17 protein-coding genes and 3 rRNA genes are annotated in these 22691 nt (G+C 42.1%); 1 reads left to right on the top strand and 19 read right to left on the bottom strand.

Annotation, left to right across the window (positions count from 1 at the left end):
- Nucleotides 1-143 precede the first annotated feature (143 nt).
- The 3 genes from AC5NT5_RS16765 to AC5NT5_RS16775 all read right to left on the bottom strand — a co-directional run bounded on the left by AC5NT5_RS16765 (nucleotide 144) and on the right by AC5NT5_RS16775 (nucleotide 4078).
- Nucleotides 144-1334, bottom strand: a complete 1191-nt coding sequence (locus AC5NT5_RS16765) for an alpha/beta hydrolase-fold protein (protein WP_188162489.1) — start codon at nucleotides 1332-1334, stop codon at nucleotides 144-146.
- 112 nt (nucleotides 1335-1446) lie between these two features.
- Nucleotides 1447-3267, bottom strand: a complete 1821-nt coding sequence (gene glmS, locus AC5NT5_RS16770; RefSeq protein ID WP_188162488.1) for a glutamine--fructose-6-phosphate transaminase (isomerizing) — start codon at nucleotides 3265-3267, stop codon at nucleotides 1447-1449.
- A gap of 46 nt (nucleotides 3268-3313) precedes the next feature.
- The gene (locus tag AC5NT5_RS16775) at nucleotides 3314-4078 is read right to left on the bottom strand and encodes a DeoR/GlpR family DNA-binding transcription regulator (RefSeq protein ID WP_182754780.1); all 765 of its coding nucleotides are present in this window, start codon (nucleotides 4076-4078) and stop codon (nucleotides 3314-3316) included.
- A 154-nt stretch (nucleotides 4079-4232) separates the two neighbouring features.
- Between AC5NT5_RS16775 and AC5NT5_RS16780 the strand changes: the two genes are divergently transcribed.
- Entirely contained in the window at nucleotides 4233-4760 is a 528-nt protein-coding gene (locus tag AC5NT5_RS16780) for a sugar O-acetyltransferase (RefSeq protein ID WP_188162486.1), read from the top strand.
- A gap of 154 nt (nucleotides 4761-4914) precedes the next feature.
- Here AC5NT5_RS16780 and rrf read toward each other — a convergent pair.
- The 16 genes from rrf to AC5NT5_RS16860 all read right to left on the bottom strand — a co-directional run bounded on the left by rrf (nucleotide 4915) and on the right by AC5NT5_RS16860 (nucleotide 22620).
- A 5S ribosomal RNA gene (gene rrf, locus AC5NT5_RS16785) occupies nucleotides 4915-5029 on the bottom strand.
- 146 nt (nucleotides 5030-5175) lie between these two features.
- Nucleotides 5176-8065, bottom strand: a 23S ribosomal RNA gene (locus AC5NT5_RS16790).
- Between the two features lie 297 nt (nucleotides 8066-8362).
- Nucleotides 8363-9898 (bottom strand): 16S ribosomal RNA (locus AC5NT5_RS16795).
- Together the 16S, 23S and 5S rRNA genes form the textbook arrangement of a ribosomal RNA operon.
- Nucleotides 9899-10545: 647 nt before the next feature.
- A complete protein-coding gene (locus AC5NT5_RS16800) occupies nucleotides 10546-12339 on the bottom strand; it encodes a choice-of-anchor I family protein (protein WP_494514201.1) in 1794 nt (597 codons plus the stop codon).
- Between the two features lie 174 nt (nucleotides 12340-12513).
- Nucleotides 12514-13101 carry a DUF1240 domain-containing protein gene (locus AC5NT5_RS16805; RefSeq protein ID WP_494514200.1) on the bottom strand — a complete coding sequence of 196 codons (588 nt, stop codon included), beginning with the start codon at nucleotides 13099-13101 and terminating at the stop codon, nucleotides 12514-12516.
- Nucleotides 13098-13760: a hypothetical protein gene (locus tag AC5NT5_RS16810; RefSeq protein WP_223231712.1), complete on the bottom strand. Its 663-nt coding sequence runs from the start codon at nucleotides 13758-13760 to the stop codon at nucleotides 13098-13100. Before AC5NT5_RS16810 ends, AC5NT5_RS16805 begins: the two co-directional genes overlap by 4 nt.
- 247 nt (nucleotides 13761-14007) lie before the next feature.
- The gene (gene glmU, locus AC5NT5_RS16815; RefSeq protein WP_182675789.1) at nucleotides 14008-15366 is read right to left on the bottom strand and encodes a bifunctional UDP-N-acetylglucosamine diphosphorylase/glucosamine-1-phosphate N-acetyltransferase GlmU; all 1359 of its coding nucleotides are present in this window, start codon (nucleotides 15364-15366) and stop codon (nucleotides 14008-14010) included.
- Nucleotides 15367-15670: 304 nt separating this feature from the next.
- The gene (locus tag AC5NT5_RS16820; protein WP_004335277.1) at nucleotides 15671-16093 is read right to left on the bottom strand and encodes a F0F1 ATP synthase subunit epsilon; all 423 of its coding nucleotides are present in this window, start codon (nucleotides 16091-16093) and stop codon (nucleotides 15671-15673) included.
- Nucleotides 16094-16106: 13 nt separating this feature from the next.
- Nucleotides 16107-17492, bottom strand: a complete 1386-nt coding sequence (atpD, locus tag AC5NT5_RS16825; protein ID WP_004335274.1) for a F0F1 ATP synthase subunit beta — start codon at nucleotides 17490-17492, stop codon at nucleotides 16107-16109.
- Between the two features lie 33 nt (nucleotides 17493-17525).
- On the bottom strand, nucleotides 17526-18386 hold the full coding sequence (gene atpG / locus AC5NT5_RS16830; protein WP_024597176.1) for a F0F1 ATP synthase subunit gamma: 861 nt from the start codon (nucleotides 18384-18386) through the stop codon (nucleotides 17526-17528).
- A 60-nt stretch (nucleotides 18387-18446) separates the two neighbouring features.
- Nucleotides 18447-19988: a F0F1 ATP synthase subunit alpha gene (gene atpA / locus AC5NT5_RS16835; RefSeq protein ID WP_024597177.1), complete on the bottom strand. Its 1542-nt coding sequence runs from the start codon at nucleotides 19986-19988 to the stop codon at nucleotides 18447-18449.
- Nucleotides 19989-20002: 14 nt separating this feature from the next.
- On the bottom strand, nucleotides 20003-20536 hold the full coding sequence (atpH, locus tag AC5NT5_RS16840) for a F0F1 ATP synthase subunit delta (protein ID WP_004335267.1): 534 nt from the start codon (nucleotides 20534-20536) through the stop codon (nucleotides 20003-20005).
- A 16-nt stretch (nucleotides 20537-20552) separates the two neighbouring features.
- Nucleotides 20553-21023, bottom strand: a complete 471-nt coding sequence (atpF, locus tag AC5NT5_RS16845; RefSeq protein WP_004335264.1) for a F0F1 ATP synthase subunit B — start codon at nucleotides 21021-21023, stop codon at nucleotides 20553-20555.
- Nucleotides 21024-21064: 41 nt separating this feature from the next.
- The gene (gene atpE, locus AC5NT5_RS16850; protein WP_008112128.1) at nucleotides 21065-21307 is read right to left on the bottom strand and encodes a F0F1 ATP synthase subunit C; all 243 of its coding nucleotides are present in this window, start codon (nucleotides 21305-21307) and stop codon (nucleotides 21065-21067) included.
- Between the two features lie 60 nt (nucleotides 21308-21367).
- A complete protein-coding gene (gene atpB, locus AC5NT5_RS16855) occupies nucleotides 21368-22225 on the bottom strand; it encodes a F0F1 ATP synthase subunit A (RefSeq protein ID WP_024597178.1) in 858 nt (285 codons plus the stop codon).
- Nucleotides 22226-22239: 14 nt separating this feature from the next.
- Nucleotides 22240-22620 carry an ATP synthase subunit I gene (locus AC5NT5_RS16860; protein ID WP_149594800.1) on the bottom strand — a complete coding sequence of 127 codons (381 nt, stop codon included), beginning with the start codon at nucleotides 22618-22620 and terminating at the stop codon, nucleotides 22240-22242.
- Nucleotides 22621-22691: the final 71 nt, after the last annotated feature.

The following is a 22691-nucleotide window of genomic DNA, read 5'->3' on the forward strand; positions in this document are numbered from 1 at the left end:
TTACTAAAATAGCCTGCAATTTTAGCGTATTTATTACCCGTTAAGTAGGGGTTAGTGATTTTAATGTGGTTTTAGAAAAAGAGAAAAGCTGTTACTCCCTTTTCTCTTTAAATATATAACAATCGAGTTGGATTAAAAAGTGGTTATGTTTCGTCTTTGCCTAAAGCTATTTGTAGTCTAGCTTTTGTTTCTTTTAAGTAATTTATATAAGGGTATGAGTCATCTGCAATTGCTAGAGCAGATTCCATATTTTCAAGCGCTTGACGAGTATCCCCCTGCATTTCATAGCCATAAGATAAGGCTGAAAGCGCATCGACTGATTTTGGGTAGTTTTTTATATTGTACTTAAACACCTCTATAGCGCGGGTAAACTGCTTGCTGCCCGTTAAGTTATAACCGAGTGATCTAACAGCGCGGTCTGGTGGCGCAACCTGCTCGCCCCATTGTTGAGATAAGTTTTGATAATAAGCATCAATAGAGGCTACATCGTCAGTTAAATCACTTATGGGCATTTGTTTAGGCAAAAATAAGTTGTGATAGGCATTAAATGCACCAGCAACGGAAGTCAGGTTATGCGAGACACCGTCAAACGCATTACTAAAGAAGCGTAGCTCTCGCACTTTATGCGATTGCAGTGATTGCTGTAATTCATCGTATCTTTCACGCATTATGCCGGCTTCTTCGCCAATATTGATATAAACGTAGTTATTCAGGTCTTTTGTTTTAGCTATAAACGATTTTGTACTTTTTACCGATGCGCCATAGTTCCACCAAACGGCAGGGCTGTAAGCAATATGCGCTTGGAAAAGCTCAGGGTTAGCTTGCATAGTATAAAGTGCAAACACGCCTGCTGCTGAGCCCCCAGCAATCACATTAAAGTTATGCGTACGATAGTTTTTATTAATTAAGGGCATAAGCTCTTGCTCAATAAATGCTAAAAACCTTGCTGCACCACCGCCTTCACCTACCGGGCCTTGTGGCTCTTTATTAACTGTGGGGTATAAATCTCTTAAGCGATTGGTGTTTTCAATAGCGACAATAATAACCTCAGGCGCACGATTATTATTTTGCAGTCGATCCATTACAGCACTTATAAGCGGTATGTTACCCGCGCCATCTAGGCGATAAATAACTGGATAAACTTTGTTTGGATTAGCTTGGTAACTCTTTGGAAGTTGAACTACAACGGTACGTAGCTCATTTAAAATTAATGAATTGATAGTATGCGTTTGTTGCGTATAGCTAATGGTTTGCTGTTTTAAATCAGGCTCTGCAAGTGTGTTATTAGAAACTATAAATAAGCTACATATAAAAATAGCAGTGAATAAACGCATAGCTAATCCTTTAGAAAATAGTGTGTTATTTAATCTAACAGGCTTTGAGGTACAAAAAAAGGCGCATCGAGCGCCTTTTTAGTTTTAACTAATAAATAATAACCTATTGATTTTACTCAACCGTAACAGATTTAGCTAAGTTACGAGGTTGGTCAACGTCAGTACCTTTAATTACCGCTACGTAGTACGACAGTAACTGTAATGGCAGTGTGTAAACAATTGGCGCAATAATGTCGTCAGTGTGGTTTACGTTGATAACACGCATTGTGTCGTCTGACTCAAAGTGTGAATCTTTATCTGCGAATACGTAAATAATGCCGCCACGTGCGCGTACTTCTTCTACGTTTGATTTAAGCTTTTCTAATAACTCATTGTTTGGTGCTACAACAATAATTGGCATGTCAGCATCAATAAGTGCGAGTGGGCCATGTTTTAGCTCGCCCGCTGCGTAGGCTTCTGCGTGAATGTAAGAAATCTCTTTAAGTTTAAGCGCACCTTCCATCGCGATTGGGTATTGTGAGCCACGACCTAAAAACAATGAGTGGTGCTTGTCGGCAAACTCTTCTGCAAGGTCTGCAATGCCATCTGCAAGCAGTAATGTTTCTTCAAGCTTAGCAGGTAGTACTTTTATAGCATTTACAATAGCACTTTGATCAAGCTGTTTTTCTTGAGCTATAGACGCAGTAAGCATTAACAAACCAACTAATTGCGTTGTAAATGCTTTAGTAGAAGCCACGCCTATTTCAGCGCCAGCTTTGGTCATAAAGGCAAGGTCTGATTCGCGTACAAGCGATGAACCAGGTACGTTACAAATGGTCATTGAGGCCATGTAACCTTGCTCTTTAGCTAGGCGTAATGCAGCTAGCGTATCGGCAGTTTCACCCGATTGAGAAATAGTAACAAGTAAGCTATTTTCGTGTACATACGATTGGCGGTAACGAAACTCAGAGGCAATCTCAACATTACAGCTAACGCCTGCAAATTGCTCAAGCCAGTAACGGGCAACCATACCTGAATGGTATGACGTACCACAGGCAATAATCTGTACATGTTTTACATCTTTAAATATTTGCTGAGCGCTGTCGCCAAAGGCATCAATTGCTACGCGGTCGTCGTTTAAACGCCCTTCAAGCGTATTACGTACGGCAAGTGGCTGCTCGTAAATTTCTTTTAGCATGTAGTGACGGTAATCGCCTTTGCCTGATGCATCTTGTGTAATGTTTGATTCAATCACTTCACGCTCTACAGCGTCGCCGTTTTCGTCAAAAATTTCTACTGTATCACGTGTAATACGCGCTACATCGCCTTCTTCTAAAAAGATGAAGCTACGAGTAACAGCTAATAGTGCTAACTGATCAGACGCAATAAAGTTTTCGCCAAGGCCTAAACCAATAACAAGAGGACTACCTGAGCGCGCTACAATGATTTCGTTATCGCTGTCTTTATCAAATACAACAGTACCAAAAGCGCCTTCAAACTGTTTAACAGCTGCTTGTACTGATGCAAGTAACGTTGTGTGTTGTTTACGAAGTTGGTGAATTAAATGCACCATTACTTCTGTATCAGTGTCTGATAAGAATTCGTAACCATCTGCTTTAAGTGCTGTACGTAGACTCGCGTGGTTTTCAATAATACCGTTGTGCACAAGTGCTAACTGGTTGTTTGATACATGCGGGTGTGCGTTTTCTTCTGTAACGCTACCATGTGTTGCCCAGCGAGTGTGTGCAATACCTGTATGACCGCTAACGCCTGCTTTCTCAAGTGCAGCTTCTACGTTTACTACTTTACCTACTGCTTTAACAGTATTAAGTGTGTTGCCATCAAGCAATGCTACGCCTGCTGAGTCATAACCACGGTATTCAAGACGTTTAAGGCCTTCAACTAAAATTTTGTTTACTGGACGTTCTGCAACTGCCCCAACTATTCCACACATAGTGTCTCCATTAATTTTTTAATTCTAGTAACTCACTTTGTAGTTACTATTCAATAATCTCTGCGCAAATTAGTTTTACACCACACGCCTCAATTGCTTTGCGCTTTTCGTCTGCCAAGCCATCGTCGGTTATTAATGTGGTTACTATTTTCCACGGTAATTCTAAATTTGGTATTTTTCGGCCAATCTTATCTGATTCTACCATTACAATTACTTCACGAGCCGCTTTTGCCATTACTTGGCTCAAACCAACTAACTCATTAAAGGTTGTTGTGCCACGTTTTACATCTATACCATCCGCACCAATAAAGAGCTGATCGAAGTCGTAAGAGCATAATACATTTTCGGCAACTTGCCCCTGAAACGACTCAGAATGCGGATCCCACGTCCCACCGGTCATCAAAAGTGTTGGCTCGTTCTCAAGTGCTAATAAACGACTCGCTACTTTAATTGCGTTTGTCATTACAACTAGCCCACGCTTATCAGCAAGCTCGGGGATCATCGCAGCAGTAGTACGCCCGCTATCAATAATAATGCGGTTATGATCTTTTATAAGTTTTGCTGCAGCCTTTGCTATTGCGACTTTGCGCTTTGAATCTATTTCATCGCTAACAATTTCTTTAGGCAGTGCAATAGCCCCCCCATAGCGGCGAAGTAATAAACCACTTTTTTCAAGCGAGGTTAAATCTTTTCGAATGGTTACTTCAGATGTTTGAAACTGCTGTGCTAACTTTTCAACGGCTACTTCACCTAATTCATTAACTTGAACCAGTATATTGTGACGACGCTGCTGTGTGTTTCGTTTAGTCATAAAGCTCGTGAATTAAGTTTCATTTCGAAAGTTATCCGATTTTAAACGAAACAACCTAAATGGCAAGTGAACGAGCAAAAATAAAGCAGCTTTCTTCAAGTAATAATAAAGGTAAAATAGTCGTAGTATCACTTAACTAAACAAAGAACCCTTAATGCAAGTATTTAACAGCTTAGATAAAACGCTTTTAGCTCTACGCAAAAAAACTGGTGAGATATGTCGCCTATTTAATAAAAGCCCGAGTAAAGGTAATTTAAAGCGCATTAAAGAATTGTTTTTGCAATGCGGTGAAGGGGTAATTATAGAGTCAGGGTTTCATTGCGATTATGGCAATCAAATAGTTATTGGTGATCGTACTTTTATAAATATTAATTGCACACTCCTAGATTCGCCATTAGCCAATTACTCAATCACCATAGGTGATGACTGTTTAATAGGCCCGAACGTTCAGCTTTTATCTGTGTCACATGCTACTAATCCAGCAGAAAGGCTTAATAAAGAAAACTTTGCAGCCCCTATCGCGTTAGGCAATAACGTATGGATTGGCGCAGGCGCTATTATTTTAGCGGGTGTGAGTATTGGTGAAAATAGTATTGTGGGTGCAGGATCTGTAGTAACTAAAAATGTAATGTCTAATACCGCAGTAGCGGGTAATCCAGCTCGTGAAATAAGAACACTATAGTTATTACCGATGTGATTTTAACGTCGGGAGTCGCTGCGCTCGCCCGACCTACGTGATGGATGTTGCTGTGAGTGGATTTTAATTACGTGTATTTTACTTTTCTGCAGACGTAAAAAAGCCCGACTATTTCTAGTCGGGCTCTCTACAATTTGAAGCCTGGTAATGTCCTACTTTCACATAGCAAATGCTACACTATCATCGGCGCTGTTTCGTTTCACTACTGAGTTCGGCATGGAGTCAGGTGGGTCCAAAACGCTATTGTCACCAAGCAAATTAGGGCGTTAATTCGTATCGCTACGCACTAACTGAATTTGGAAAATATCTGATAATATTTTTTAAGTCTTTCTTAAGTAATATCTACTTTAGTTATATTAACTTCTGTCTAAACTGTCGCATAAAACGCGTTTGGCGTTGTATGGTTAAGCCTCACGGGTAATTAGTACAAGTTAGCTTAATGGCTCACACCACTTCCACATCTTGCCTATCAACGTTGTAGTCTTCAACGGCCCTTCAGAGACTTTAAAAGTCTAGTGAGAACTCATCTCGAGGCCTGCTTCGCGCTTAGATGCTTTCAGCGCTTATCAGTTCCGAACGTAGCTACCGGGCAATGCCATTGGCATGACAACCCGAACACCAGCGGTTCGTTCACTCCGGTCCTCTCGTACTAGGAGCAACCCCTCTCAATTCTCAAACGCCCACGGCAGATAGGGACCGAACTGTCTCACGACGTTCTAAACCCAGCTCGCGTACCACTTTAAATGGCGAACAGCCATACCCTTGGGACCGACTTCAGCCCCAGGATGTGATGAGCCGACATCGAGGTGCCAAACACCGCCGTCGATATGAACTCTTGGGCGGTATCAGCCTGTTATCCCCGGAGTACCTTTTATCCGTTGAGCGATGGCCCTTCCATTCAGAACCACCGGATCACTATGACCTACTTTCGTACCTGCTCGACGTGTCTGTCTCGCAGTTAAGCTGGCTTCTACCATTACACTAACCGTACGATGTCCGACCGTACTTAGCCAACCTTCGTGCTCCTCCGTTACTCTTTAGGAGGAGACCGCCCCAGTCAAACTACCCACCAGGCACTGTCCGTAACCCCGATTCAGGGGCCAACGTTAGAACATCAAAACTACAAGGGTGGTATTTCAAGGACGACTCCACAACAACTAGCGTCGCTGCTTCAAAGTCTCCCACCTATCCTACACATGTAGGTTCAATGTTCAGTGCCAAGCTGTAGTAAAGGTTCACGGGGTCTTTCCGTCTAGCCGCGGGTACACAGCATCTTCACTGCGATTTCAATTTCACTGAGTCTCGGGTGGAGACAGCGTGGCCATGGTTACACCATTCGTGCAGGTCGGAACTTACCCGACAAGGAATTTCGCTACCTTAGGACCGTTATAGTTACGGCCGCCGTTTACCGGGGCTTCGATCAAGAGCTTCTCCCTAAGGATAACCCCATCAATTAACCTTCCGGCACCGGGCAGGTGTCACACCGTATACGTCATCTTGCGATTTTGCACAGTGCTGTGTTTTTAATAAACAGTCCCAGCCACCTGGTCACTGCGGCTCCCGTCCGCTTAGAGAGCAAGTCTCATCACAGATAGGAGCGTACCTTCTCCCGAAGTTACGGTACGATTTTGCCTAGTTCCTTCACCCGAGTTCTCTCAAGCGCCTTAGTATTCTCTACCTGACCACCTGTGTCGGTTTGGGGTACGATTCCATATAATCTGAAGCTTAGAGGCTTTTCCTGGAAGTATGGCATCAACAACTTCATCACCGTAGTGACTCGTCTCGTGTCTCAGTCTTAATAGCAACCCGGATTTACCTAAGTCGCCAACCTACTCACTTTCACATGGACTACCAACGCCATGCTTGTTTAGCCTGCTCCGTCCCCCCATCGCAATTATATCGAGTACAGAAATATTAATCTGTTTCCCATCGACTACGCCTTTCGGCCTCGCCTTAGGGGTCGACTTACCCTACCCTGATTAACATGGGATAGGAACCCTTGGTCTTCCGGCGTGGGAGTTTTTCACTCCCATTATCGTTACTCATGTCAGCATTCGCACTTCTGATACGTCCAGCATACCTCCCGGTACACCTTCAACCGCTTACAGAACGCTCCCCTACCACTCAGAATAAATTCTGAATCCGCAGCTTCGGTGCATAGTTTAGCCCCGTTACATCTTCCGCGCAGACCGACTCGACCAGTGAGCTATTACGCTTTCTTTAAAGGATGGCTGCTTCTAAGCCAACCTCCTGGCTGTCTGGGCCTTTCCACATCGTTTCCCACTTAACTATGACTTTGGGACCTTAGCTGGCGGTCTGGGTTGTTTCCCTCTTCACGACGGACGTTAGCACCCGCCGTGTGTCTCCCGGATATTACTTTACGGTATTCGGAGTTTGCAAAGGGTTGGTAAGTCGGGATGACCCCCTAGCCTTAACAGTGCTCTACCCCCGTAAGTATTCGTCCGAGGCTCTACCTAAATAGATTTCGGGGAGAACCAGCTATCTCCCGGTTTGATTAGCCTTTCACTCCTAGCCACAGGTCATCCCCTAACTTTTCAACGTTAGTGGGTTCGGTCCTCCAGTTGATGTTACTCAACCTTCAACCTGCCCATGGCTAGATCACCGGGTTTCGGGTCTATACCTTGCAACTATTCGCCCAGTTAAGACTCGGTTTCCCTACGGCTACCCTATTCGGTTAACCTCGCTACAAAATATAAGTCGCTGACCCATTATACAAAAGGTACGCAGTCACCCAACAAGTGGGCTCCTACTGCTTGTACGTACACGGTTTCAGGTTCTATTTCACTCCCCTCACAGGGGTTCTTTTCGCCTTTCCCTCACGGTACTGGTTCACTATCGGTCAGTTGGGAGTATTTAGCCTTAGATGATGGTCCACCTATATTCAGTCAAAGTTTCACGTGCTCCGACCTACTCGATTTCACTTAAAATGTCTTTTCATGTACGGGACTATCACCCTGTATCGTGGCACTTTCCAGAGCCTTCCATTAACACATAATAAGCTTAAGGGCTGTTCCGATTTCGCTCGCCGCTACTTTCGGAATCTCGGTTGATTTCTTTTCCTACGGGTACTTAGATGTTTCAGTTCTCCGCGTTCGCCTCGTTAACCTATGTATTCAGTTAACGATACCTGCAAGCAGGTGGGTTTCCCCATTCGGAAATCCTAGTCTCAAGCGCTTTTTACTAGCTTGACTAGGCTTATCGCAAGTTAATACGTCCTTCATCGCCTCCAACTGCCAAGGCATCCACCGTGTACGCTTAGTCACTTAACCATACAACCCAAACGGGTCTTTGTTTTGTGACAGTTTAACTTCGCCAGAAGTTAATATTGAATACTAAAGTAGATACCAATCAATCAACGTAAAACGTTAATCAAATGGCACTGAATGGTACTGCTACCATTCTTTTTTACTTTTGAAAACTCTTGATAAATACAATGTATCTATCAGAATTTTATTATCAGCTTTTCCAAATTTTTAAAGAGCATATTAATTAGTTATCCCAAAGGGACAAGCACTAATTAACAATCATCTGTGTGGACACTACGAACAAATAAGTTCTAAATCGTATAAGGAGGTGATCCAGCCCCAGGTTCCCCTAGGGCTACCTTGTTACGACTTCACCCCAGTCATGAATCACTCCGTGGTAAACGTCCTCCCGAGGGTTAGACTATCTACTTCTGGAGCAACCCACTCCCATGGTGTGACGGGCGGTGTGTACAAGGCCCGGGAACGTATTCACCGCGTCATTCTGATACGCGATTACTAGCGATTCCGACTTCATGGAGTCGAGTTGCAGACTCCAATCCGGACTACGACGCACTTTAAGTGATTCGCTTACTCTCGCGAGTTCGCAGCACTCTGTATGCGCCATTGTAGCACGTGTGTAGCCCTACACGTAAGGGCCATGATGACTTGACGTCGTCCCCACCTTCCTCCGGTTTATCACCGGCAGTCTCCTTAGAGTTCTCAGCATTACCTGCTAGCAACTAAGGATAGGGGTTGCGCTCGTTGCGGGACTTAACCCAACATCTCACAACACGAGCTGACGACAGCCATGCAGCACCTGTATCAGAGTTCCCGAAGGCACCAAACCATCTCTGGTAAGTTCTCTGTATGTCAAGTGTAGGTAAGGTTCTTCGCGTTGCATCGAATTAAACCACATGCTCCACCGCTTGTGCGGGCCCCCGTCAATTCATTTGAGTTTTAACCTTGCGGCCGTACTCCCCAGGCGGTCTACTTAATGCGTTAGCTTTGAAAAACAGAACCGAGGCTCCGAGCTTCTAGTAGACATCGTTTACGGCGTGGACTACCGGGGTATCTAATCCCGTTTGCTCCCCACGCTTTCGTACATGAGCGTCAGTGTTGACCCAGGTGGCTGCCTTCGCCATCGGTATTCCTTCAGATCTCTACGCATTTCACCGCTACACCTGAAATTCTACCACCCTCTATCACACTCTAGTTTGCCAGTTCGAAATGCAGTTCCCAGGTTGAGCCCGGGGCTTTCACATCTCGCTTAACAAACCGCCTGCGTACGCTTTACGCCCAGTAATTCCGATTAACGCTCGCACCCTCCGTATTACCGCGGCTGCTGGCACGGAGTTAGCCGGTGCTTCTTCTGTCAGTAACGTCACAGCTAGCAGGTATTAACTACTAACCTTTCCTCCTGACTGAAAGTGCTTTACAACCCGAAGGCCTTCTTCACACACGCGGCATGGCTGCATCAGGCTTGCGCCCATTGTGCAATATTCCCCACTGCTGCCTCCCGTAGGAGTCTGGGCCGTGTCTCAGTCCCAGTGTGGCTGATCATCCTCTCAAACCAGCTAGGGATCGTCGCCTTGGTGAGCCATTACCTCACCAACTAGCTAATCCCACTTGGGCCAATCTAAAGGCGAGAGCCGAAGCCCCCTTTGGTCCGTAGACATTATGCGGTATTAGCAGTCGTTTCCAACTGTTGTCCCCCACCTCAAGGCATGTTCCCAAGCATTACTCACCCGTCCGCCGCTCGTCAGCAAAGTAGCAAGCTACTTTCTGTTACCGCTCGACTTGCATGTGTTAGGCCTGCCGCCAGCGTTCAATCTGAGCCATGATCAAACTCTTCAATTAAAAAGTTTTATGTCTTTCGACAGCTCAATGAATTCTGAATTTTTGTTTTTGTTGCCAAAAACGAATTGACTGTGCGTTATTATTTTCACTTTTAAAAAAGTGAAATCAAAACAACTCAAGGCTGAATCTTTTAATAACATATGGTCACTCAGTTTCAATTGAGACTCTAATTTGTTTGCCTCGCTACCTAAGTAGTTTGGCTGTTAGAACTCAATCTGTACGAGTGCCCACACAGATGATTGCTTTATATTGTTAAAGAACGTTTTGATTCGCTTTAGCGTCTCAAGGGATGCGAATAATACACCCTTTATTTTTCGAGTCAACACTTTGTTTTAAACTTTCTTTTAGAAGATTTAAAACCGAAGTTTTATTTAACTCTCTGAGTAGTTCGTGCCTCGCTATGCGTTGCCGTTTCCCGTCTCAGTGGGGTCGCATTATAGGGAGATTCGAGCGGGGGTCAATGTTTTATTTCAGCTTTTTGACAATTAAATGAATTTAGTATGAAAGCTATACAAATAAAGGGCTACAGGATACTTTTAGTTTAAAAAACACGCACAACATATGTATCTATTGATGAGGTATTAGTAAGGTTTAAACTAAGCTGTATGTTAAACAAACAACACACAGCTTTATTTTAAATTAAAGGTTTATTTAGATGCTATTTCCCATACGGCAATGGAACCTGATATTTCATTTCCAACGATTAAGAGTGGGTTTCCTGTAGCACTTTGCTCTGCTGGAACGAATACCATTCCTTCAGGTGCTAAATCGCCTGTAATATTAGCGTCTTTAATTAAGCCTCTATTATAGAAGTAGTCTTCAAACTGCACATTATATGGATTGGTAATATCATAAACCATAATCCCACCCATACGCTCAAGCCCTATAAAAGCAAATGTACGATCGTCAATTTTACCAATAGTCAGCGCTTCTGGCTCTGCGCCTTTATCATCTGAGCGCGAGTCTCCTTTATTTTCATCTTCATTGTTGTTAAATGCTTCACCATGAACCGATGCAGTAATACGACCTACATCATCGCCTGAATCAAAAACCACCAGCCCATTGCTATCCCAAATAGTAAAAGAACGTGCGCCATAACCATAAAGCGATTCGTATTGTCCGTCATTATTGGTATCGCCTTTTATTGTTGTTACTTTTAAGCGACCAATATCATCATCGTCATTATTTAAGTAATCAAAATTAGCAGCGAGCGTTAAGTCTTCAACGCGGCTTTCATCTATATAAGCTAAGCAGCCATCGTCTTTATCGTAATCAAGTCCGCCCTTTGCTATACAGTCTGCTTCATCCGCTGTATCAAAAAAGTATTCTCTTGCGTCACCTTCGTTGGCAGTGACTATAAAGTTAGCGCCTTTCCAACTAAAGCTTGAGATAGTATCGGGCTGGTACATACCATAGAGCCCTGGGTATGATTTAAAATTCACGCCGCCGTCTTTATCTGAGGCATCAAGTTGTAAGCTTGACCAATCTTTAAAGCCTAAGCCCTTTAGCTCAAGATTGTTATTTTGTAGGTTAACTATTGCAAGTGCATTGTTTTCTTGAATAGATACATAAGCATATTTGTTATCTTTAGAAATGCTCACGTACTCGGGCTCTAAATCCATAGCTACTGTGGTATTTATCAGATTACCGTTAATAGTACGACCATTTGGGTTTGCAAAAACTACCCCTTGCGCTTCTAGTTCGGTTTGTTTGTTGTTATAGGCTTTAAAATCAATATTTATTGCCGTATCGGCTATTACATTATTTGTTATATCGATAATACTAATAGAACCTTCAGGATCTACGCTGTAGTCGCCACTTGGTTCACCTTCGTTAGCAACCACTGCCTTTGCGCCATCATGGGTGAACGTCACCATGTCTGGTAAAAATCCGACCGTTACGTTTTTAATAAATACAGGTGAGTCGGCGCTTATATCGTAAAAAGCAATTTGACCTGCATCACCCGTGCTTTTAGCAGCCATTGCGACCGCTAGTAAATTATTATTTTCATCAATAGCAATGCTGTTTGCATCGCCTTGGGTATGCTCGTTTAAAGACAACGTAATAACGGACGTTAAATTTGTGGCGCTGATAACCCCTTCGTTATCTTTAACGAGTGCGGCAGTATCAAAGGTGTCGGCGGGTAAAATATTAATAACAGCGTCATCGCCTGAACTGTTAATAGCGTAAATCCATTTTTTAGATGCTTGGTAAGCAACTATTTCAGCGGCACCTTCTGGACTTTGTGCATTTAATACTCCTCTTCCTACGAGGCTGATATTTAATACTGAATTAGCATTTACACCATTTATCCCATTAATGCTATTTGCGCCTTGTTCTCCCTGTAATCCTTGAGAGCCGTTTTGGCCATCGTCACCATCAAGTGAGCAACCAGTAAGAACAGATATAAGTAACAGCGTAATAATTGATTTTTTAAACATGTGATTTTCCTTAGTATTGTATTTGCTAAATATCAACACACAGGCATGACAAGATTATGGCAATTTTATTTTGATTAGCTTTCGGCAATAAAAAAGCGAGTGTTAAACTTGCTTGCAGCTAAGGAGTACTTATTGCCCATGAAAGCAGGCTTGTAGCTAAAACCTATTAATATACTAATTACGCTTTTTTCGAGCTTCTTTTATAAACTCTTTTAGCTCATCAACAGAAGGCTCAATACCTTGTTGGTTTTTTTGCTCGAACCAATCGGCTATATCATTGATTATGACAGAGCCATCTTGTAAGCATAACTCATCGTTTTTTAGCCAAACATCAGGCGCTCGAAGTGAGGATCCTGTATACCAACTACAAAAAGTGTAACCTTTGCTTTTTAAATTAGACTCTATGACAAGATTCGTCGGGATTGATAGAATTAATAAAACAATTAAACCTACAACTGCACTTTTAAATGCATTAATTAAAGTTAACTTTATATCAAACCCCAAAAAACGCTGTAAAGTCGATAAAAACGTTAGAAATAGGCAAGGTAATAATAAAAAAGATAATAGTATGCTGGCTTGCTCTTTGATAAAAAATTGAGGCTGACTAACTAAAAATATAGTTTCCACTTCGGAAAAAAAGTTTAAGGCTATTTTGTAGCACAGCCCTCCACTAACAATTAACAAGAAAAAAACAGATGCTAATTCTTTAATATTTACAGGAGATAACTTTTTATCTGCTTTTTTCCATTCTAAAAACTTCACAAGTTATAAGACCTAGTTTTTTTAAACATAGGAACTCCAAAGATTTCATGTAAAAATTCATTTGGATTTTCTTTATATTCGCTATTAATTTTTTGCGCTCCAGCCTTAATTTTAATTACACCACTCTGTATCTTATTTTCAATATTTCTTAACTCATCAGAAAGTACTTTTACATAATCACTGGTATCCGAAAATGCAATTGAAAAAGCCACCCCAACGATTACAACAACCAACAAGGGCATTAATACTGTAGCAGCAATTATTGTTGCTAAACCAGCTGCCGATGCGACACCTAATATTGTACTAGTAGTCACAATAGCAGCTCCAACTACAGCCATATCTACGGCTACACCTGCCACTAAGTCATGCCATGTTTTTTGATCGTTTAAAAGATAGTCTGTAGCATGAAATGTCACTGAAATTACTAGAGTGAGTACAAACTCACCCTTTATGGCTTTTACAGCTTCTAATTTACCGACACCGATAGTAAAAAGTTTGGGGTTACTTGCTAAATAACGAGTACCCGTTAAATGAGCTCTGATACCAGGGTAAGAAGACATTATAATAGCGGGGGAACCATTATAAACTTTAATTTTAAACTTACCGAAAACATTACCTTGGCGCTGCATTGCAGCCGCTATAATGGCTAATGCCTTCATATCATCAAATAAAGGGTATAACCCACCTCCTGTCTTTAATAGATCGTTAATTCGTTTCCATTTACCTGATAGAAGACTTTTAATTTGATTTTGACGTTGCCTTTCGGCAATAGCACAGCGAGCATATGCTGATATAAGAGTTCCTTGAGTGTATTTTTTAATCCGTTAACCATTAGTTTAAATAACAGCCAAAATATAAACAATAAAAAAGCGAGTATATAACTCGCTTTAAAAAGGTGTTTGCTTATTATTTTTTTACTGGGCGTTTCCAACCCGTTAAATTACGCTGTTTAGAGCGTGCTATTGCTAATTGGTCATCTTCAACGGTACTGGTGATCACAGAGCCTGCACCAATTGTTGCAGTTGCGCCTATATTTACTGGGGCAACGAGTGATGAATTAGAGCCAATAAAAGCATTATCGCCAATAATAGTTTTTGATTTATTAACACCATCGTAGTTGCAGGTAATAGTACCAGCGCCAATATTCACTTTTTCGCCAATTTCAGCATCACCTAAATAACTTAAGTGGTTGGCTTTTGAGCCTTTGCCTAAACGGGTTTTTTTCATCTCAACAAAGTTACCAATGTGTGAGTCTTCTTCCATAACAGCGCCAGGGCGAAGGCGAGCATAAGGGCCTAGCGTACATTTAGCAGCTACGCTTGCATCTTCAATTAAGGTATTAGCCTTTATTACCACGTTATCGCCTATGGTACAGTTTTTAAGTACACAGTTAGGGCCAATTTGTACATTGTTCCCAAGGGTTACATCACCTTCAAAGATAACGTTTATATCAACTAATACGTCTTCGCCTGTTTTAACATTTCCACGCACATCTATACGGGCAGGGTCGGCAAGTGTTGCGCCATTTAACATTAACTCTTCTGCTTGCCATGCTTGGTAAGCACGCTCTAAGCCTGCAAGTTGTACGCGGTTATTTGCGCCTTCAACTTCCATTGCATGATCTGGTTGCGCTGAAGTGATCTCTACGCCTTCACTGTGAGCCATTGCAACGATATCTGTTAAGTAGTACTCGCCTTGTGCATTATTGTTAGATAAGTTACCTAACCATGTTTTTAATAGCTTACCGTTAACAGCCATAATGCCTGTATTTACTTCGTTAATAAGTAACTGCTCTGAGCTTGCATCTTTTTGCTCAACAATACCGACTAACTTACCACCGACACGAAGCATGCGACCATAGCCATTTGGGTTTACCAAATTTACCGTTAATACCGCTAAACCATTTTTAGGTGTTGCAGCTAATAAACGCTCTAGAGTTGATTGTTTTGTTAGCGGTACATCGCCGTATAAAATCAATACTGTGTCTTCATCGTTAATATGAGAGTTGGCTTGCGCGACTGCGTGGCCAGTACCAAGTTGCTCTGCTTGAAGTACCCAATTTACATCGTTATCGGCAAGTTGCTGTTGTAATAGTTCGCCGCCGTGTCCGTAAACTAAGTTTGTAGTCGTTGCACCTAATGCCATCGCATTATCAATAACGTGCTGTACCATTGGTTTACCTGCAACATTGTGCAAAACTTTAGGTAGAGCAGAGCGCATACGAGTACCTTTACCCGCAGCAAGAATAACAGTTGTTAGAGCCATTAAAACAATTTCCTTTTTCCGTTGTTTTAGCTAAATAAGTATTATGTATGATCAGAAGATTACGTAAATCACTTCTTGTGCAGATACTCAGTAGGTTAGTTTATTCGTACTGAATCTTGACTGAAAAACACACTTAATTGGATGACGTTATTGTAGCGAGGATTGGTGAAGGATATAAGTGATAAAGCACAGATAATAGTCTGATAGACCTGTTATTTAACAATTATAAATAAGCGATACACCATGTTTAAATTACAGACACAAAAAAGCCCACATAAAGTGGGCTTTTCAAAACCGGATAGGCTTACTTGTGACGTAATTGCTGAATTACGCGTAACTGAGCAACTGCTTCTGCTAGTCGCGTAGCCGCTTGTTGATAATCAAACTCAACAGCTGACGAATTCGCCATATGTTCTTCAGCTTCACGTTTAGCTTTTTGTACAGAATCTTCATCTAAATCTTCACCACGAACCGCAGTATCTGCAAGAATCGTGATGTGATTTGGTTGAACTTCTAATGTACCGCCAGCAACATATAACACATCTTCGTGACCATATTGCTTAACTAAACGTACCATACCAGGTTTAAGGGCAGTTAGTAGTGGAGCATGACCTAGGTTTACACCCAGCTCGCCTTCACTACCAGATACTTGAATCGATTCAACAAGACCAGAGAACAAGCTCTGCTCTGCGCTTACTACGTCAAGATGTACAGTCATAGCTGTCATACTACCCTCCTAGTTACATGCCTTTGGCTTTTTCTTGAGCTTCTTCGATAGAGCCAACCATGTAAAACGCTTGCTCTGGAAGCTCATCAAACTCGCCGTTTAAAATGCCTTTGAAGCCAGCAATTGTATCTTTCAGTGATACGTATTTACCTGACGCGCCTGTAAACACCTCTGCCACGAAGAATGGCTGAGATAGGAAACGTTGGATTTTACGTGCACGAGATACAAGTTGCTTATCTTCGTCAGAAAGCTCGTCCATACCTAGGATTGCAATGATGTCTTTAAGTTCTTTGTAACGCTGAAGAACTGTTTGAACGCCACGTGCTGTATCGTAGTGCTCTTGACCAATTACTTGTGGGTCAAGTTGACGTGAAGATGAATCAAGTGGATCTACCGCTGGGTAGATACCAAGTGATGCGATATCACGTGAAAGTACTACTGTTGCGTCTAAGTGAGCAAAGGTAGTTGCTGGAGATGGATCTGTTAAATCATCCGCAGGTACGTATACCGCTTGGATTGATGTAATTGAACCAGTCTTAGTTGAAGCGATACGCTCTTGAAGCACACCCATTTCTTCAGCAAGTGTAGGCTGGTAACCTACCGCTGATGGCATACGACCAAGAAGTGCAGATACTTCTGTACCAGCAAGTGTATAACGGTAGATGTTATCTACAAAGAAAAGTACATCGCGACCTTCATCACGGAACTTTTCAGCCATAGTAAGGCCTGTTAACGCTACGCGTAAACGGTTACCTGGAGGCTCGTTCATCTGACCGTATACAAGCGATACTTTATCAAGTACGTTTGAATCGTTCATCTCATGGTAGAAATCGTTACCCTCACGTGTACGCTCACCAACACCTGCGAATACTGAGTAGCCGCTGTGCTCGATTGCGATGTTACGGATAAGTTCCATCATGTTTACAGTTTTACCAACACCGGCACCACCGAATAAACCAACTTTACCACCTTTAGCAAATGGACATACAAGGTCGATAACCTTGATACCAGTTTCTAAAAGCTCAACTGAACTTGATTGCTCTTCGTATGAAGGCGCTGCACGGTGAATAGACATACGGTCTTCTTCGCCGATTGGACCCGCTTCATCGATTGGCTCACCAAGTACGTTCATGATACGACCAAGTGTTGCTTTACCAACTGGAACTTGAATCGATTCACCTGTATTCATAACTAAAGCACTACGACGTAAACCATCAGTAGTACCCATAGCGATAGTACGCACTACACCGCCACCTAGCTGTTGTTGAACTTCTAAAGTCAAACCAGCTAAATCGCCATCTGTTACTCTTAGTGCGTGGTATACCGCTGGCACGCTATCTTGTGGAAATTCAATATCCACAACGGCGCCGATAATTTGGACGACCTTACCTAAACTCATGTCTATTCCTCTCGTTAATCTTTACCCGAAGCATTAAACTGCTGCTGAGCCAGAACAAATCTCACTAATTTCTTGTGTGATTGCTGCTTGGCGAGCCTTGTTATAAACAAGCTGTAGCTCGTCCATAAGGTCACCTGCGTTATCAGTTGCAGCTTTCATTGCAACCATACGAGCAGCCTGTTCTGAGGCAGCATTTTCTACCACACCTTGGTATGCTTGAGACTCAATAAAGCGTACTAACAAAGACTCTAAAATAGCCTCTGGGTTTGGCTCGTATAAGTAATCCCATGTGTGAGCAGATACTTCTTCTTCAGCTTTTGGCAAAGGGAGTAACTGATCTATAATTGGCTCTTGCTTCATGGTATTAACGAATTTGTTATATACCAAGAATAAACGGTCTATTTTGCCTTCAGAAAATGCATCAAGCATAATTTTTACAGGACCAATAACGTCTTGTACTGAAGGTTTATCTCCTAGGCCCGCTTTTTTAGCGAGTAGTTGACCACCAAAACGTTGAAAGAAGCCTGCTGCCTTACTACCTAAAGTAGCAAATTCAGCATCAACACCTTTCTCTTTCCACGCTTTAACATCAAGTGCAACTTTCTTAAACTCGTTTGAGTTTAGACCGCCACACAGACCACGGTCTGTAGAGATAACAATATAACCAACTCGTTTCACTTCACGTTCTTTTAAGAACGGGTGAGTAAAATCAAGATTTGCTTGAGCAACACGACCAATTACTTCACGTAATTTATTAGCGTATGGACGGCTTGAAGCAACGCGTTCTTGCGCCCTTTTCATTTTAGACGCAGCAACCATTTCCATTGCGCTAGTGATCTTTTGAGTATTTTTAATACTCCCGATCTTGCTTTTAATCTCTTTTCCGCTGGCCATGACTCTCTCTCCGAATCAAGGTGTGCTTTAGTTTCCTAAAGCGCACCATTAATAACTAAATTACCAAGTTTGCGTAGACTTGAACTTCGTAAGAAGTTCTTTAAGCTGCGCTTCGATCTCGGCATTCAAGTTACCAGTTTCATTGATTTGAGCCACAAGCTCTGCGTATGTGCTAGTTGCATAAGAAAGTAAAGCTGCTTCAAAGTCACCGATTTTAGAAATTTCGATGTCTTGAAGGAAGCCTTTTTCAGCAGCAAATAACGACAAAGACATTTCAGCAACAGACATTGGCGCGTACTGTTTCTGCTTCATTAGCTCTGTTACACGCTCACCATGCTCAAGTTGAGCACGAGTAGCATCATCAAGGTCAGACGCGAACTGCGAGAACGCAGCTAATTCACGGTACTGAGCTAGGGCTAGACGAATACCGCCACCTAGTTTCTTAACGATTTTAGTTTGTGCAGCACCACCAACACGCGATACCGAGATACCAGCATTTACTGCCGGACGGATACCTGAGTTGAATAAGTCAGTTTCTAAGAAGATCTGACCATCGGTGATAGAGATAACGTTAGTCGGTACGAACGCAGAAACGTCGCCGCCTTGAGTTTCAATGATTGGCAATGCCGTCAATGAACCAGTTTTACCTTTCACTTCACCATTAGTGAACTTTTCAACGTAATCTGCGTTTACACGCGATGCACGCTCTAAAAGACGAGAGTGAAGGTAGAATACGTCACCTGGGTATGCTTCACGGCCTGGTGGACGCTTAAGTAGTAATGAAATTTGACGGTAAGCAACTGCTTGCTTAGACAAATCATCATATACGATTAATGCGTTTTCACCACGGTCACGGAAGTATTCACCCATAGTACAGCCCGCGAACGGTGCTAAGTACTGAAGTGCCGCAGATTCAGAAGCAGATGCAACAACTACGATAGTATTTGCTAGTGCACCATGCTCTTCTAATTTACGAACTACGTTTGCAATAGTAGATGCTTTTTGACCAATCGCAACGTACACACACTTAACGCCTGTGTCTTTTTGATTGATGATTGCATCGATTGCTAGTGCAGTTTTACCTGTTTGACGGTCACCGATGATAAGTTCACGTTGACCACGACCAACTGGAATCATCGCATCGATAGATTTATAACCAGTTTGAACTGGCTCATCTACTGATTTACGCTCGATTACACCTGGTGCAATTTTTTCTACAGGTTCAAACCCGTCGTTATCTAAAGCGCCTTTACCATCGATTGGAGCACCTAGTGTGTTTACAACACGACCAAGTAGACCAGGACCAACAGGAACTTCTAAAATACGACCAGTTGTATATACTTTTACGCCTTCAGTAAGGTCAGCGTACGGACCCATTACTACTGCACCAATTGAGTCGCGCTCAAGGTTTAGTGCGATAGCATAACGGCTGCCAGGAAGCTCAATCATTTCACCTTGCATACAGTCAGCAAGACCGTGGATGCGGATGATACCGTCAGTAACAGATACAATAGTACCTTCGTTACGAGCTTCACTTACAACTTCGAACTTCTCAATACGTTGTTTGATCAGATCTGAAATTTCAGTGGAATTAAGTTGCATGCTCTTTTTCCCAATTACGATTGTAGTGTTGTAGCTAAGCGGCTTAATTTACCGCGAATAGTACCGTCGATTACAGTGTCGCCAGACCTAATAATAAGTCCACCAACCACTGACGCGTCTTCACTACAATTCAGCTTAACTTTGCGTGCGAAACGTTTTTCAAGTGCCGCTACCAATGACTCTTGTTGCGCAGCAACAAGAGGAGTTGCAGAAATCACATCTACTTCGATTTCTTTATCGTATTCTGCTTTAAATTCAGCAAATAACTCAGCAACGTCAGGTAGAGCTGTCAAACGTCCATTTTCAGCCATCACCTTAACTAGGTTCTGACCTTGTTCGTTGAGCTGCTCAGCACAAAGTTGAATAAATAATTCAGCTTGTGCAGTAGCTGTAGGCATACCTGCTAAAGCAGATGATGCTTGTTCATTGCTGGCTACGTGGCCTGCAAAGAACAACATATCATTCCAGCTTTCTAGAGTGCCTTTCTCAACGGCAAGTTCAAAAGCCGCTTTAGCGTATGGGCGAGCGATAGTAGTCAAATTAGACATGCTCATACCCTCCTAATTACAGCTCAGCGACAAGTTTTTCAACGATGTCACTATGTGCGGCTTGATTAATTTCACGCTCTAAAATACGTTCTGCACCAATCACTGCCAGAGTTGCTACTTGCTTACGTAGCTCTTCTGTTATGCGATTACGTTCAGACTCAACTTCAGAGTGCCCTTGAGCAATGATACTTTCACGCTCTTGCTGACCACGAAGTGTTTCTTCGTCAACAATTAGCACTGCACGCTTTTTAGCTTGATCAATGATATCAGCCGCTTGAGCTTTTGCATCTTTAAGCTGTTCAGCAGCTTTCTTTTGCGCAAGTTCTAAGTCTTTTTCGGCTCTATCAGAGGCAGCTAAACCATCTTCGATTTTTTTCTGGCGAGCTTCAATTGCACCGTTTAGTGGTGGCCATACGTATTTCATACAAAATAATACGAACACCGTAAACGCAATCAATTCACCGATAAGAGTGGCGTTTAAATTCACAACCGCTCCTCCTTAAATAGTAAGCTGTTCAAAAAATAAAATTAAAGTACGAACAACAATACCATAGCGATACCAACACCAATCATTGCTACAGCATCGATTAGACCAGCAAGAATAAACATCTTAACTTGTAGCGAAGGTGCAAGCTCAGGTTGACGCGCACATGCTTCAAGGAATTTACCGCCCATGTTACCAAAACCGATTGCAGTGCCGATTGCACCAAAACCGATTAGTAAAGCTACTGCGATGTATTTTAAGCCGTTTAATAATTCTAAAGCTTCCATTTATTTCTCCAAAGTTTCAATTGTAAAGTTAAAAGTAAAAGTAAAATTGTAAATATAAAATTAGTGATTATCTGAGCTAGCCATGCTTAGGTATACGATTGTTAGCATCATAAATACGAATGCTTGCAATACAATTACTAAGATGTGGAATACAGCCCAAACAAAATGCAATGGTAATTGCATAAATCCGATAGCGCCGATCAAGATGAAAATCAATTCACCTGCATATAAGTTACCAAACAGACGTAGCGCTAATGAAAACGGTTTAGAAACCAGCGCAATCAGTTCAAGTAATAAGTTAAACGGGATTAAAAGGATTTGTAGTGCAGTATTATTTGAACTAAACGGGTGAAGTGTTAGTTCTTTAATAAAACCACCGATTCCTTTTATTTTAATTGAGTAGCCTATCATTAAAATAAATACACCCAGCGCTAGCGCTGCAGTCATATTAATGTCAGTCGTTGGTACAATTTTCATGTACACATCGTGTGAATCCATACCAAACGCAGTTTCACCAACAAAACCAGCCAATGCAGGTAAAAAGTCAACCGGTATTAAATCCATTAAGTTCATTAAAAATATCCAAACGAATATTGTTAATGCTAATGGTGCAATAAGCTTACTTTTACCGTGGAAAGTATCACGTACGTTGTCACCAACAAACTCTACTACCATTTCAATGAAACATTGAAATTTTCCAGGTACACCTAGTGTTGATTTTTTAGCGGCACTACGAAAGATCCATAAAAATATAAGACCTAAACCGATAGACCATGCGAGGGTATCTATATGCCATGTCCAGAAACCACTATCCGTACATGCTTTATTGAAGGCGAGACCTGTATCGGTCGAACACATCTTAGCATTGGTCAAATGGTGCTGGATATGGCCAGATAGAGTAACTTCTTCTGCTGCCATGTTATATCCCAAAGTTAATGTTTAAAAAAAACGGGTGCGAACAATCCAGTAAAGAGCGCCAGTATATAAGTACTAAAAAAGGGTAATAAAATTACCGGAAAATGCTTCAGTACTAGCGCAAACAATACAATTGTTAGCATAAATTTTAATCCGTTGCCGCGTTTCAACGAGGCATACGCTTGATTTGCTCGACTTGCACCCATATATCGGAATGCATAAAGACCAAATACAAAGTGCGGAAGTACTGCGACAACTCCACCAGCGAGTGATGAAAGCGCGGCATTGACTCCCGAACTAAAACAAATAATTACAGCAGCAACTAATGCTACAACACCCTGAAGGCAAATTAACTTTAATACGGCAAGTCGATATGGACTCGCTAACTTATCAGTCACGTTTAGTTAACCTTTATTGCGTTCTAATTGTTAGGGTGTGAAAACTGGCGAAATTATACTTAATCCTGCCA

This window comes from Pseudoalteromonas sp. J2K-J599 (assembly GCF_059295115.2).